This is a genomic window from Mesorhizobium kamtschaticum (genome assembly GCF_056174585.1).
Window position 1 is genome coordinate 4,016,076 of sequence record NZ_CM149691.1, and the last position, 14,010, is coordinate 4,030,085.

Annotated in this window: 13 protein-coding genes and 3 pseudogenes; 9 read left to right on the forward strand and 7 right to left on the reverse strand. The window is 63.8% G+C overall.

What is annotated here, in order from left to right; all coding sequences use genetic code 11:
• Positions 1-135: 135 nt before the first annotated feature.
• Positions 136-2,453, forward strand: a pseudogene (locus AC0V7N_RS19795) (glucose/quinate/shikimate family membrane-bound PQQ-dependent dehydrogenase).
• A gap of 10 nt (positions 2,454-2,463) precedes the next feature.
• Here AC0V7N_RS19795 and AC0V7N_RS19800 read toward each other — a convergent pair.
• On the reverse strand, positions 2,464-2,886 hold the full coding sequence (locus AC0V7N_RS19800; RefSeq protein WP_475450139.1) for a tautomerase family protein: 423 nt from the start codon (positions 2,884-2,886) through the stop codon (positions 2,464-2,466).
• A gap of 86 nt (positions 2,887-2,972) precedes the next feature.
• Here AC0V7N_RS19800 and AC0V7N_RS19805 point away from each other — a divergent pair, with 86 nt between their 5' ends.
• Entirely contained in the window at positions 2,973-3,560 is a 588-nt protein-coding gene (locus tag AC0V7N_RS19805; RefSeq protein WP_496627202.1) for an LmrA/YxaF family transcription factor, read from the forward strand.
• A gap of 43 nt (positions 3,561-3,603) precedes the next feature.
• Entirely contained in the window at positions 3,604-4,188 is a 585-nt protein-coding gene (locus AC0V7N_RS19810) for a hypothetical protein (protein WP_496627203.1), read from the forward strand.
• Positions 4,189-4,321: 133 nt separating this feature from the next.
• Here the strand turns inward: AC0V7N_RS19810 and AC0V7N_RS19815 are convergent, their stop codons facing one another.
• Positions 4,322-5,332: a zinc-dependent alcohol dehydrogenase family protein gene (locus tag AC0V7N_RS19815; RefSeq protein WP_475450143.1), complete on the reverse strand. Its 1,011-nt coding sequence runs from the start codon at positions 5,330-5,332 to the stop codon at positions 4,322-4,324.
• A gap of 48 nt (positions 5,333-5,380) precedes the next feature.
• Positions 5,381-5,746, reverse strand: a complete 366-nt coding sequence (locus AC0V7N_RS19820; RefSeq protein WP_475450144.1) for a hypothetical protein — start codon at positions 5,744-5,746, stop codon at positions 5,381-5,383.
• Positions 5,747-5,864: 118 nt separating this feature from the next.
• On the opposite strand from AC0V7N_RS19820, the gene AC0V7N_RS19825 reads away from it, so the two are divergent.
• A complete protein-coding gene (locus AC0V7N_RS19825) occupies positions 5,865-6,770 on the forward strand; it encodes a LysR family transcriptional regulator (protein ID WP_475450145.1) in 906 nt (301 codons plus the stop codon).
• 91 nt (positions 6,771-6,861) lie between these two features.
• Positions 6,862-7,749, forward strand: a complete 888-nt coding sequence (locus AC0V7N_RS19830; RefSeq protein WP_475450146.1) for a dienelactone hydrolase family protein — start codon at positions 6,862-6,864, stop codon at positions 7,747-7,749.
• A gap of 10 nt (positions 7,750-7,759) precedes the next feature.
• Here the strand turns inward: AC0V7N_RS19830 and AC0V7N_RS19835 are convergent.
• Positions 7,760-8,574 (reverse strand): annotated as a pseudogene (locus AC0V7N_RS19835) (EamA family transporter).
• Between the two features lie 89 nt (positions 8,575-8,663).
• On the opposite strand from AC0V7N_RS19835, the gene AC0V7N_RS19840 reads away from it, so the two are divergent.
• Complete coding sequence (locus AC0V7N_RS19840) at positions 8,664-9,143, forward strand: Lrp/AsnC family transcriptional regulator (protein ID WP_475450147.1); 480 nt, start codon at positions 8,664-8,666, stop codon at positions 9,141-9,143.
• Between the two features lie 52 nt (positions 9,144-9,195).
• On the opposite strand, the gene AC0V7N_RS19845 is transcribed toward AC0V7N_RS19840, so the two are convergent.
• Entirely contained in the window at positions 9,196-9,393 is a 198-nt protein-coding gene (locus tag AC0V7N_RS19845) for a hypothetical protein (RefSeq protein ID WP_013894716.1), read from the reverse strand.
• Between the two features lie 215 nt (positions 9,394-9,608).
• Positions 9,609-10,088: a thioesterase family protein gene (locus AC0V7N_RS19850; RefSeq protein ID WP_475450148.1), complete on the reverse strand. Its 480-nt coding sequence runs from the start codon at positions 10,086-10,088 to the stop codon at positions 9,609-9,611.
• A 200-nt stretch (positions 10,089-10,288) separates the two neighbouring features.
• Between AC0V7N_RS19850 and AC0V7N_RS19855 the strand changes: the two genes are divergently transcribed.
• From AC0V7N_RS19855 to AC0V7N_RS19865, 3 genes are all read left to right on the forward strand, one after another.
• Complete coding sequence (locus tag AC0V7N_RS19855) at positions 10,289-11,707, forward strand: FAD-linked oxidase C-terminal domain-containing protein (RefSeq protein WP_496627204.1); 1,419 nt, start codon at positions 10,289-10,291, stop codon at positions 11,705-11,707.
• On the forward strand, positions 11,708-12,211 hold the full coding sequence (locus AC0V7N_RS19860) for a hypothetical protein (protein ID WP_475450150.1): 504 nt from the start codon (positions 11,708-11,710) through the stop codon (positions 12,209-12,211).
• A gap of 174 nt (positions 12,212-12,385) precedes the next feature.
• Positions 12,386-12,907, forward strand: a complete 522-nt coding sequence (locus AC0V7N_RS19865) for a hypothetical protein (protein ID WP_475450151.1) — start codon at positions 12,386-12,388, stop codon at positions 12,905-12,907.
• A 25-nt stretch (positions 12,908-12,932) separates the two neighbouring features.
• Here the strand turns inward: AC0V7N_RS19865 and AC0V7N_RS19870 are convergent.
• Positions 12,933-13,918, reverse strand: a pseudogene (locus tag AC0V7N_RS19870) (Dyp-type peroxidase).
• Between the last annotated feature and the right edge of the window lie 92 nt (positions 13,919-14,010).

The window sequence follows — 14,010 nt, forward strand, 5'->3', positions numbered from 1 at the left end:
GATGAATTGCCACCTTGGCGTGTGGGCCAACTTGACAGGCGAGGCAGGCGGGAGAAAGCTGGGCCGAGGGCAGGAACGGTGCACCGATTTGCCCATGGCCGCGCCGCTGGGCGCAACAGTCGAAGGAGTATCATCTTGGCTGTCACCATCACCTCCCTCATCCTTTTCCTCATCGGCCTGGCGCTTGGCGCCGGCGGTCTCTGGTTGGCCTCGTTGGGTGGCAGCTGGTATTACATCATCGTCGGTCTGGCGTTCCTGATCGCCGCCTGGCTGCTTTACCGGCGCCGCACCACGGCGTTGTGGCTCTACGCGGCGATCGTGCTCGGCACGCTGGCCTGGGCGGTCTGGGAAACGGGCTTCGACTGGTGGGAACTCGGCCCGCGCGGCGGCATCATCGTGCTGGTGGCGCTGTGGCTGCTGACGCCATGGGCAAGGCGGGGTCTTGCCGGTCCTGACGGGCGCGCGCCGCTCATCCTCGCGGTGCTGGCGTCGCTGGCGGTGGCCGGTTATTCGATGACCACGGACCCGAAGGACATTGGAGGCGCGCTCGACACCGACAAGGTGATCCCCAATGCCAATTTGGGCAATGATGTGCCGGCGGGCGAATGGCACTTCTATGGCCGCACGCAGTTCGGCCAGCGCTATTCGCCGCTCAACCAGATCACGCCGGACAATGTCGCCAATCTGCAGCCGGCCTGGACCTACCGCACCGGCGACGTGAAGGGGCCGGACGACGTCGGCGAGACCACCTATCAGGTGACGCCGCTTAAAATCGGCGACACGCTCTACATCTGCACGCCACACAATTTCGCCATCGCGGTGGACGCGGCAACCGGCAAGGAGAAGTGGCGCTTCGATCCCAAGATCAAGCTCGACAAGGACCGCCAGCACCAGACCTGCCGCGGCGTGTCCTACTATGCCGATGCCGCGATTGCTGCCGGCCAACCCTGCGCGACCCGTGTCTACCTGCCGACGTCTGACGCGCGGCTGATCGCGCTCGATGCCGCCAACGGCCAGGTCTGTCCCGCCTTTGCCGAGGCCGGCACGCTCAACCTCTTGACCGGCATGCCGTACCCGAAGTCGGGCTATTATTACTCGACCTCGGCGCCGTTGATATCAGGCGGCAAGATCATCGTCGGCGGCGCGGTCAACGACAATTATTCGACGCAGGAGCCGTCTGGTGTCATCCGCGCCTATGATGCGAGCACCGGCAAGCTGATCTGGAACTGGGATTCCGGCAATCCGGACCAGACGACGCCGCTGCCGGCCGGCCAGACATACACCGCCAACTCGCCCAACATGTGGTCGACGCCGAGTGCCGACGAGAAGCTTGGCCTGCTCTACGTGCCGCTCGGCAACCAGACGCCGGACCAGCTCGGCGCCGGGCGCAGCGCCAATGTCGAGAAATTCTCCTCCTCGATCACCGCGCTCGACCTCAACACCGGGCAGTTGAAATGGGTGCGGCAGACCGTGCATCACGATTTGTGGGACATGGACGTGCCGGCGCAGCCGAGCCTGATCGACATCACCAAGGCCGACGGCTCGGTCGTGCCGGCACTGGTCGGGCCGACCAAGCAGGGCGACCTCTATGTGCTCGACCGGCGCACCGGCGAGCCGGTGATCGCGGTCAAGGAAGTGCCGGCGCCCGGCGGCGCCATCGAGGGCGACAAGGCCTCGCCGACGCAGCCATCCTCCGACCTTTCCTTCAACCCGAAGCCGCTGACCGATGCCGACATGTGGGGCATCACCATGTTCGACCAGCTGGCCTGCCGGATCGCCTTCCACAAATTGCGCTATGAAGGCCGCTACACGCCGCCCTCGCTGCAGGGATCGCTGATCTATCCCGGCAATTTCGGTACCTTCAACTGGGGCGGAGTGGCGGTCGATCCGGTGCGGCAAGTGATGTTCGGCATGCCGACCTATCTGGCCTTTACATCCAGGCTTATTCCCCGCGCGGACGTGCCGGCGCCGGGCGACGACACCAAGGGCAGCGAGCAGGGGCTGAACCGCAATGAGGGCGCGCCCTATGCGGTGGTGATGGGACCATTCCTGTCGCCGCTCGGCATTCCCTGCCAGGCGCCGCCCTGGGGGTATGTCGCCGGCGTCGATCTCAGGACCGGCGCGATCGCCTACAAACACCGCAACGGCACCGTCTACGACATGACGCCCTTGCCGCTGCCGCTCAAGGTCGGGGTGCCCGGCATTGGCGGGCCGATGATCACCGCCGGTGGCGTCGCCTTCCTGGGAGCGGCGGTCGACGACTATCTGCGCGCCTATGACCTGACATCGGGTAAGCAGCTCTGGCAGGCACGGTTGCCGGCCGGCGGGCAATCGACGCCGATGACCTATACGGTCGCCGACGGCCGCCAGTTCGTGGTCATCGTCGCCGGCGGCCATGGCTCGGTCGGCACCAAGCCGGGGATTATGTGATGGCTTACGCGCTGCCGAAATAGAGGCGGCGTCTCAGCGTGCAGCGAGCCGGCGCCTGGCTTCAGTGGCGATTTCCTCGTTGGTGTAGGCGTGTCCGCCGATGCCCCAGCCGCCGTCTGGGGCTTCGATGATCTGCACCCAGGTACGCTCCTTGAGCGTGGGGTCGCCGGCCGCAAGGGCAGCGATGTCGGTCATCTCCCTGGTCACGCCGAGTTTCTTGTCGCGATCGAGGACGCCAACCGGGGTCAGAACCTGGATGCGCACATAGGTGCTGTCGCCATTGGCGTTTGCCAGTGAATCGGGCTCCATTTCATGGATGAAGGCCGCGGTGTTGTCGGTGAACCATGAAATGGGAGGCACCTTTTCCCACCGCATCAGCGCCTCGTTGAGCGCCTTGGTCAGCTCTGGTTTGTTGCCGAATGTTCCTTTGGCGGCGTACACGTCGATCATGGGCATGAAACGGTCCCTTCAAAGCACTATGACAGCCGTCATAGGAGCTTCAGCAATGGCATATGACGATCGTCATAGTCAATGGAGTGGTGATGGAATCCGATAGTCGGGCGAAAATGGTGCGCAGCGCGGCGTTGCTGATCGCCTCGCGCGGTGTAAACGCGACGTCATTCTCGGATGTGCTTGCGGATAGTGGGGCGCCGCGCGGTTCGATCTACCACCATTTTCCCCTGGGAAAGCACCAGCTGGCGCAAGATGCGGTGCGCTTGACCGGCGAGTGGGTGCTGGCGCGTCAGCGCGCTTGTGCAGGCACCACCGCAGCGGACGTCCTGTCCTGCTTCGTCGACCTGTGGCGTCAGGTGGTGCTGGCCTCGGCCGGCGCGTCAGGGTGCGCCGTGGCCGGTGTTGCCATCGACAGCGGGCCGGGCGAGGGCGCCCTGATCGAGGTGGTGCGCTCCACATTTCGATCCTGGGTTGACCTGCTCAGGGCGCAGCTGGAGGCTGCCGGCGTTCCGTCGGACCGAGCGGCATCCATCGCGGTCACCACGGTTGCGGGAATGGAAGGCGCACTCATCCTGTGTCGCGCGGAAGGCAGCAGCGCACCGCTTGATACGGTGGCCGAGGAACTGATGCGCCTGCTGCCGCAGAATGCGAAAGCAGGCGAGTCGGGTAAGGGTTAGCCAAGCCCCAAATGACTTTCAGGCTGGGCACAGAGCCCAGCACTTGGTTGGTCAAATCGGGACCGGCGGCGACTTCGGCCTGCTGGACCAAAGTCTCGCCGGCCTTCTGGATCTGCGCAATGTCGAGCCCGGATGCCTTGAGCGCGGCGAGGCCGTTGACCAGCGCGCCGGCCTTCTCGCCGAGAACGCCGCCAAGCGCGCCCTGCAGCGAAGACAGGAAGCCGCCACCCCCGCCGGCAGGGGCTGCGGCCATGACATCATACTGGTGCGCAAGGTCGTCGGCGCCGGGAATCTTGGCGAAAAACGACGAGGCGCTGGTGCCTTCGGCCTCATGCTCCAGAACCGAGAAAATGGTGCCGACGACCTTTTCCGTCGTCGCCTGGTCGAGGCCCGCCTTTTGGCTGACGGTATTGACGATATCCTGGACGTTCATGATCTCACCTCAACCTTGGGTTTTCGTGTTTGCCGGATGGCGCTGGCGGCTGCGGACCTTGACCGGGGACTTCCGGCTCGCCGCGACAACAGTCGCGCGCATCGCAAGAAGGGCGGCTGCGGCAACCATGAAGGCGGTTGCCAGGATCGGCGAGGGCATGGTCATCGGCGTTTTCCTTTTCAGATCGGCCCTTAAGGTCAGATCGGGCCTTTCAGGACCGTGGCCGCGCCATGGGGCGGCCGGATGGTTAGTTTCCCCCTACTATTGTGGCGGCGCCATCAAGATTTGTCGCCGATGACAAGAATGTGATGAGGCTCCGGCAAACCTCTCAATCGTGGCGAATGACGATCTTGCCGAAACTATTGCCACGCGCGTAGTGGCGGAAAGCCGCCAACGCATCTTCGAACGGGAAGACGCTGTCGATGACCGGCTTCAGCCTGTGCATGGCGATGGCATTGTTCATGGCGAGAAACTGGGCGCGGCTGCCGACGGCAATGCGCCTGACGGTGGTGACGGTGGCGGAGAGCGCGGCGATGCTGATCGACGAGGCGCTCTTGTCCAGCCAGCCGACCTGGCTGATCTGGCCGCTGAACGCCACGGCCTTCAAGGACTGCTCCATGGTTCCGGCGCCGCCGACCTCGACGATCACGTCAACGCCGCGGCCGCCATTCAGTTCGCCCACTTTGGCATGCCAGTCCGGGGTCTTGCGGTAGTCGACCACCGCGTCGGCGCCAAGGTCCAGCAGGCGCTCTGCCTTGCTGTCGCTGGACGTGGTGGCGATGACGCGGGCGCCGAACAATTTGGCCAGTTGCAGCGCGAACAGCGAAACGCCACCCGACCCCAGCGTCAGCACGGTCTGGCCGGGTAGGAGCGGCGCACCACCCGAGATCGCGTTCCAGGCCGTGACGGCGGCGCAAGGCAAGGTGGCAGCCTCCTCGAACGATAGATGCGGCGGTATGTGCATGGCGGCATCCTCGGGCAACAGGGCGTATTCGCTCAACATGCCGTCGAGCGAGCCGCCGAGCTGTGCGGCGAAGTCCCAGCCGAACGGTCCGTCGATCCAGCGCGGGAAGATGGCGGCGGCAACCCTGTCGCCGACCTTGACGCGGGTTACGTCGTCGCCGATCGCCACGACTTCGCCGGCGCCGTCGGAAACAGGGATGAGATCGGGCTTGACCGGCAGCGGATAGTAGCCTTGCAGGATCGACAATTCGCGGGCGTTGAGCGAGACGGCACGGACGGCGACCAGTATCTGGTTCGGGCCGGGCGTGGGGATGGGTTCGTCGCGCATGACGATGCCGTCAATGCCGCCGCCGAGATTGGCACGGTAGGTTTTCATGGTGTTTTCCTGGTGTTCGGGCAGCCGCCCGGCTGTTGACGGTGTGATCTACGACACGATGAACTGGTGGTCGGAAAGAATGCGGCCTTGATCGTCCAGGACGAAGAACTCATGGCCGACAGCAAGCACCGTATCGGAGTCCCGCGGCAGCATTTCCCAGGTCAGCAAGACGCCGTTCTGCACGACCTGAACGCCAGGCCTTGCGCGGAACCGGTTGCGTCCCTGAACGACATTTTTCTCATGCGAGGCGGTCACCCGCGCCTCGATTTCGGCATGACCATGATGGGCGGCGGATGTCAGATAGTTCGCGCCTTCCGGTGCCCACAGCTCAGTGATCGTTTGGCGCCGAACGGCGGCGTCGGTTTCATGCCACATGGCGACATAGCGGCTCACCATTTGCTCGATGGACTTCATCGGTCGTCTCCTTTTCGAACGCTGTCGATGGAGGCAAAGCTAGCGGAATCAATTGGCTGGAAAAATTGGTGAAATCGGTATAGGTAATAAACATCATCTATATAATCTAGAGAGCAGCATGGCCCGTACCGACGTTTTCACCGGCCTGTCCGAGTTCCTCGCGGTTGCCGCGCATGCAAGCTTCCGGGTCGCGGCGGCCGAACTTGGCGTGACGCCCGCGGCGGTCAGCCAGGCGGTCCGTACGCTTGAGGCTCGCGCCGGCATGCCGCTGTTCCAGCGCACGACACGGCGCGTGGCGCTGACGGAAGCGGGGAGGGATTTTCTGGCGCGGCTGAAGCCAGCCTCCGCCGAGATCGGCGACGCCTTCGACGCGCTGTCGGTTCTCAGCCAGCGCCCGATGGGAAACCTCAAGCTCTCGGTGCCGCGCATTGCGCTGGACCTGGTGCTCTATCGGCTGCTGCCCGGCTTTCGCCACGCCTTTCCCGACATAACCCTGGACATCGACGTCGACGACGCCTCGGTCGACCTGATGGCGGGTGGCTATGATGCCGGCATCCGCATCGGAGAATTCATCGAGCAAGACATGATCGCCGTCAGGATCACGCCGGACTTCGCCTGGTCGGTGCTTGGCGCACCGTCCTATTTCGCCACGCGTGGACGGCCGCAAGCACCCGAAGACCTGATGCACCACGAATGTATCCGCTACCGGTTTCCGACCGCGCGAACAATCTACCGCTGGCAGTTCGCGCGCGACGGCCGCGAATTCTCGCTCGATGCGCCCGGCGGCATCGTGGTCAACGATCACATCAGCATGATCGAACTGGCCACAAGAGGCGTCGGCCTCTGTTATTCCGCCGATAGAGTTGCCGCAGCCGAGCTGGCATCGGGTGCGCTCGAGCCGGTGCTCCAGCCCTATTTGCCGACCAAACCAGGCCTGTTTCTCTATTTTCCGACCCGCAGCCAGGCGCAACCGAAGCTGCGCGCGTTCATTGACGCGGCCACCGGTCTCATGCGTTCGCGATGAAAATGCCGGATCGACGTCTCAGTCATTCGTGACTGGACGGGGCGACTCGCGCCCCTATCTTGCGCATATCCCGAGACCGAAGGAGCGCGCCATGACCGACGTCAACACCAAGCCTGCGATCACCCAGGCGATGATCGATGCCTATGACGAATATACGCATCTGACGCTCGATCGTCGCCGCTTCATGGAACAGCTGACCAGGCTTGCCGGGTCGGGCGCGGCAGCGGCGGCCATTGTGCCGATGCTGGCGGCGAACTCCGCCCAGGCGGCGATCGTCGCCGACAACGATATCAGGGTGAAAGGCGAGGACATCACCTATCCCGGCACTGGCGGCGAGATGAAGGGCTATCTGGTCAAACCGGCAAACCAGACCGGCAAGCTCGGCACCGTCATCGTCATCCATGAAAACAGGGGGCTCAATCCGCATATACGCGACGTCGCCCGGCGCGTCGCGCTGGAAGGGTTCGTGGCGCTCGCGCCGGATTTCCTGTCACCGCTCGGCGGCACGCCTGCCGACGAGGACAAGGCGCGCGACATGTTCACCAAACTCGACCCGGCGCAGACCGTCGCCAACGCCGTCGCCACCGTCGCCTTCCTCAAGGCCGACAAGGACGGCAACGGCAAGGTCGGCGCCATGGGCTTTTGCTGGGGTGGCGGCACGGCCAACATGCTGGCCGTCAATGCGCCGGACCTCGCTGCCAGCGTCGCCTATTACGGCATGCAGCCAAAGGCTGCCGACGCGTCGAAGATCAAGGCCGCGCTGCTGCTGCACTATGCCGGGCTCGACGATCGCACCAATGCCGGCATCGACGCCTTCAAGAAGGAACTCGATGCCGCGCATGTCGAATACACAGTCTATGTCTATGAAGGCGCCAACCATGCCTTCAACAACGACACCTCGGCGGCGCGCTACGACAAGAAGGCGGCCGATCTCGCCTGGGGCAGGACGATCGCTTTCCTGAAGGAGAAACTGGCGTAGGGGCCTTTGCCTAATCTGTGGCCGCCGGTTTGTGGAAGGCAACGCCGGCGACCACCAGTGCGATGCCGAGACAATCGCTGAGGCTTGGAATCTGGCGCTGCCCGCCTTTTTCTCACCGCCGCTGCTCGTCGCCGCCATCGGCGTCGGCATCTGTTCGTCGGTCATTCCGTACGCATCAGTGAAGCCGATCGGCAGCACGACGATGAAGGCGACCGCCATGGCGGCACCGAGGCCGGCGATGCCGTCGCCGGCGCCGGCACGGGCGACGCGGTGGCCGAGCACGATGTAGCCGACAAAGAGCGCGCCATTGAGGAAGGCCCACAGCAAACCGATGGGATCGCTGGACCATTTGACGTCGATGAGCAGCAAGGTGCCGGCGACGGCCACGGCAAGAGCGGCGAGATTGCGCGGACTCCGGAGCCCGATCACGGCGACGCCGATGGTGCCGACGAATTCGATTGCCGCCACCAGCGAGATCGGCAAGCGGTCGAGCGCGAGATAGAAGGAACAGTTCATCACCGCCAGGCAGGCGCCCAAAGCGACGAGCAGGAGCCGGGTCGAGCGATCAGCGCGGGCAAAGGTTTGCCACGGACGGGTCAGCGGCGCGAAGATCAGCGCGGCGGTGGCGATGCGCAGCCACGCCATGCCGAGCACGCCGACATGCGGGAACAGCAGCACGGCGAAAGCCGGACCAAGATAGTGGAAGATGGCGCTGACGCCGAACCAGACATGCGGCGGCAATTTTGTCGCCAGGCCGCCAAGGCCGGCGGAGGCGGGGACAGCAAGCACAGGGCCTGCTGCGGGAACTTGCGTTTGATCATCCATCGGATCAGTATCGCAGGCAGTTTCCGCTGGATATATGGATGATGATCGGCCGTTTTTATCATCTCTGTCCCTAAAGCAAGGAGTTTTCAGTGAAGCGCCTTCGAACCGAAAATGTCGACCTCGATGCAGCCGACATGAAGATCCTGCGCTTGCTGGAAAAGGATGCACGCACCAGCACGGCGGAGCTGGCGCGCTCGGTCGGCCTGTCGGCGCCGAGTGTCGCCGAGCGCATCAAGCGACTGCAGGAGAATGGCGTTATCGAGGCCTATTCGGTCAGGATCAATCCAGCGGCCCTCGGCTTGAAGCTGTCGGCGTGGCTGCGCATCCGGCCGGTACCGGGGCAACTGGCCGTGGTGGCCGAGATCATCCGCGAGTTGCCAGAAATCGCGCAATGCGACCGGGTGACCGGCGAGGATTGCTTCATCGCGCTGGCGCATGTCGGCTCGGTGACCGACCTCGAACGGGTGGTCGACCGGATCATTCCCTATGCGATGACGAATACGGCCATCATCCAGTCGTCACCCGTGGCCGCACGCTCGCCGCTCGCGGCGGTGAAGCGGTTGCCGTGAAACGGCACGATTCGATTGGTTTCCCCGATGTTTCCAGGCAGCCTCGCCGGCGCTAGGCGTGGCCGCGCTTCAGGCGGGCGCGCTTCAAAATGCTGCGCCAGCGGATCATGTCGAACGGGATCGGCTCGTTGTTGTTGGCGATGTGAAAGATCTCGTTGTCGACGTTCTTGAGCGAACGCCAGAAATCATAGTCAGTGATACGCGGATCAGCGGCCAGCCTGTCCACCTCGACCTTGATGTCGGTTTTCATGCACGTCCCTCGAACCGGCTTCGCCCCGCCGCCCGTAAAACAACCCAGTGCGGACGTTTTCGACCGCTCTGCTGAGTCGTTCAACGGCTCAATTGGCTTGTTCCCGTTAAAACCTCGGTAAGGTTAACGCGGCTGCGAGGCCGCTTCAAGCAGCGGTGCCAGCCGATTTGAGGGTTCTGCGATTTTGGATTGCCAGTGTGGCTTTGAGGTCTGCCCTATTTGCGTTTGATGCCGATCGAGCGGCCCGCGCGCTCCGGCATCGGCAGCACCGAATGGGCGGCGCGCATGGCTTCGACCTTGGCCAGAACATCGGCGGGGAAGGGCGCCACCTTCGGCCCCGACATGTCGACATGCAGCGACAGCGTCTCGGAAGTGGCGGCGAGCCAGCCGTCGACATGGCGGATTTCCTGATAGGCCCTGAGCCGCTTCGCGTCATGGTCGATGAGTTGGAAGGAGACCGTGACCTTGTGGTCCAGATGCAGCTCCTGCACGTAGCAGACATGGACTTCGGCGGTGTAGATGGTGAGGCGCCGCTCTTTCACATAGTCCAGCCCCATGCCCATCGCCTCGAAGGCCTCGTCCGAGCAGCGGTCGAACAGCACGTTATAATAGGCCATGTTGAGATGGCCGTTGTAATCGATCCAGTCCTTCTCGATGTCCATGGGCCTGGAGACGAAGGGGGCAGGGATGGGCATCGAAACTTCCTTGTTCTGGCGCTGGACAGAGCGTGGTGGGTAAGACTACGCATCCATAACCCCATAACAAGCGTGGGCGCTGGTCCATTCGCGGAGGAATTCATGGCTCTGAGCGACCTCAATCCGGTCGAACGCAACGAGGAAGGCATCGCCGCAACCCCATAACAAGCGTGGGCGCTGGTCCATTCGCGGAGGAATTCATGGCTCTGAGCGACCTCAATCCGGTCGAACGCAACGAGGAAGGCATCGCCGCGGTGCTCGGCATCCTCAAGCAGCAGTTCGGCGAACGCTTCCAGACCGGCCAGGCTATCCGCTCGCAGCACGCGCACACCACCACCTACATTCCGACACAGGCGCCCGATGGCGTGGCTTTCCCGGAAACGACGGCCGAGGTGCAGGAGATCGTGCGCGCCTGTGCGGCGCATCGCGTGCCGGTGATCGCCTTTGGCGTCGGCTCGTCGCTGGAGGGCCACACCAACGCGCCGGGCGGCGGCATCTCGGTCGACACCTCGCGCATGAACCGCATTCTGGCGGTCAATCCGCAGGATCTCGACTGCACGGTCGAGCCAGGCGTGACACGCGAGGATCTGAACCGGCATCTGCGCGACACCGGCCTGTTCTTTCCGATCGATCCCGGCGCCAATGCCTCGCTCGGCGGCATGGCGGCGACGCGGGCCTCCGGCACCAACGCCGTGCGCTACGGCACGATGCGCGAGAATGTGCTCTCGCTGACCGCCGTCATGGCCGATGGCGAGACGGTGACGACCGGCAAGCGGGCGAAGAAGAGCTCGGCCGGTTACGATTCGACCAGGCTGCTGGTCGGCTCGGAAGGCACGCTCGGCATCATCACCGCGCTGACGTTGAAGCTGCAAGGCATTCCACAGGCGATCTCCGGCGGCGTCTGTCCGTTCCCGAGTGTCGAAGCGGCCTGCAACGCCGTCATCGCGACGATCCAGATGGGCATTCCCGTGGCGCGCATCGAACTGGTCAACGCGCTGCAGATGCGGGCGATGAAGACTTATTCCAAACTCGACTATCCCGAGAGCCCGTGCCTGTTCGTCGAGTTCCACGGCAGCGATGCCGGCGTTGCCGAACAGGCCGAAACCTTTGGCATGATCGCCGAGGAAAATGGTGGCGGGCCGTTCCTGTGGACCAGCGTCGCCGAGGAGCGCACCAAACTTTGGAAGGCCAGGCACGACGCCTATTGGTCGTCGCTGACACTGCGGCCCGGCGCCAAGGGCCTGTCGACCGATGTCTGCGTGCCGATCTCGCGCTTTGCCGAATGCGTCATGGAAACCGAAGCCGATATCGCCGAAATGGGCTTGATCGCGCCGATCGTCGGTCATGCCGGCGACGGCAATTTCCACGTGCTGGTGCTGATGGATGTGAATGATCCCAAGGAGATCGCGCTGTCGGAAAAATTCGTCGCGCGGCTCAACATGCGGGCGATCGCCATGGACGGCACCTGCACCGGAGAGCACGGCATCGGCCAGGGCAAGATCGGCTTCCTGCGCAGCGAACTCGGCCATGGTGTCGACATCATGCGCACCATCAAGCAGGCGCTCGACCCGCAAAACATCATGAATCCCGGCAAGATATTGCCGGCTGAGGGCCATTAGATGTCCGCTTCCCAGACTCTGCTATCGATCGAGGTGCCGCCGTCGTCCGCTGGCACGCCACTGCCTCATGTGTTTGCGGATGAAGGCAGGTTGCTCGTTGCCTACATCGCCAATGCTCCGGATCCGTCGTTCGATGGCACGAATCCGCGCTCGGTTTCGCCGCTGACAGGCAACCAGTCAGTCGCCATCCTGACGGCTGACCCTTATCTGGCATTTCAGTTCGGCCCGCCGAATGACGAGGCCATCAGTGGCCATCGTCTCTATCCGTTGGGCTTGCAGGCCTACGAGGCATTTGAAGTCCGCAACTCGTCGTGGATCGCTTCCCTGGAAAAGGCAAATCGGGTTCATTCGTCCCATACGCCCGAACTGTTTTCAGACTATCGGCATTTCATCCTGACGTTCCACGATTCAACGCTGGAGTTCATTGCCAAGAGTTTCTCGACCAGCCTTGGCGAGGGGGCGGTTTTGACGGTGCTGATGGAGGCTGTCGGACAGCGCGCCTGAACTCTGCAGGCGAAGGTCTCGCAAGCTCGTTGTGGGCGACGCGCAGGCTCGGCCTAGCGCCCGTGAACATGTCGGGAGCGAGAAAAGGCTCGTCTTGACCGTGCCACCATTCGGGTCGAGGCTCCTGCGACGGCAAGCCTGAAAAGACAGGCGTGCCGGCTGAGGAGGACTGTCATGGCCATTTCACGCAAGGAAGAAGCCCGCGCGCTGAGCGCCGATGAAACGGAATTGGTGGAGAAATCGCACCATCCCGCGGTGCAGGAGCTTTCCGACGCCGACCTTTCCGGTCTGGTCAAGCTGCTGCGCGAGCGGCGCGACAAGGCGCAGGCTGAAGCGCATCGGCGCCGGCGCGAGATACGCGGCAAGGGCGCGCCGAAGGGCGCTGCGCCCTCAAAGGCCGATGCTGGCTCGCAGGTCAAGCTCGCGGTGCTGGCCATGGCGATGCGGCGGCTGAATGGCGAGGCCGAGCGGCGGCGGCAACTGGCGGCTCGCATTTCGCTGGTCGGGAATGCACACAAGGCGCTGGCCATGAAGAAAAATGCGTCGGCGGACGGTCCCGCGCACAATTCGCGGACGGCGCACAAGGGCATGCGGGCCGTGGCCAACGAGCGGGCGCCGAAGCTGGTCCGGCCGGCGGAACTCGGCCGGCAGCGCAAGGCGGGCAAGGTGGCGCAAGCCAAGCGCGACGCACTCTGAGGTCCCGCGGATAGGGGCCGCCGCTTTACCGTGCGGCGGGAAGCTTCTCCTGCACGCCCTCGACAAGGGCCTGCAGCAAGGGCCGCGTCGGCGCGAAGAATGTCGTGCCGGTCTGCGGCGTCGAGACATCGAGCAACCGATCGTAGGCGCCCGGCGGGTCGCCGACATACATGCGCTGCAGCATCTTTTCGGTGACCCAGAGATACCTGGAATAGCCGATGAAGTAGGTTCCGAACTCATTCTGCCCGGGCCTGCCGAACGGCATGTTGTCGCGCAAAATGTCGTACTCGTTGCCGTCGGCATCCTCGATCGTGGCCAACGACTTGTGCGATTTGCGCGGCGCGTCGTCATCGTCGATTTCGATGTTATCGATCTTGGTGCGGCCGATGATCGCCTCCTGCTCGGGCGTCGGAATGCGCGCCCAGGCTTGCATGTCGTGCAGATATTTCTGGACGACGACGTAGCTGCCGCCGGCAAAGTCGGCATCCTCGTCGCCGATCAGCGCCGAGGCGGGCAGGTCGAGGCCGGTCGGGTTGGCGGTGCCGTCGACAAAACCGAGCAGGTCACGGGCATCGAAATAGCGAAAGCCCGTCACTTCGTCGACGACGGTCACACCGGGACCGAGCCGGTCGAGCAGGATACGTTCGAACTCGAAGCACATATCGGGCCGCTCTGCCCGGATGTGGAAGAGAAGGTCGCCCGGTGTCGATGGCGCCGAATGGACCGCGCCCTTGATCGGCGCGAAGGGTTTGAGCTCCAGCGGCCGCCGGCCGGGCTGAGACGGTCCCAGAGATCGCGGCCGATGCCGGCGATGCAAGACAGGCGGCCGCCAAGGTCGCGGAACCCGACATTCTTGACCAGATCGTCAAGTTCGCCGAGCACGGAGCAGACCTTGGCCAGGGCCGGTTGGTCGCTGGCGACGGTGACGACAAGGAAAATCGCCGACTGCGAAAGCGGCGCATCGACGCTCTGCGCGTCGATCGGCACGCGGTCCCAGTTCTTGCCCGACATCCGAAAATCTCCGCTTTTCCCGGATTTGTTTCAGATCGTCCGGGATGACGCAATACCCGATGAATTGCCTCTTTATCGACACGCGGATGCGG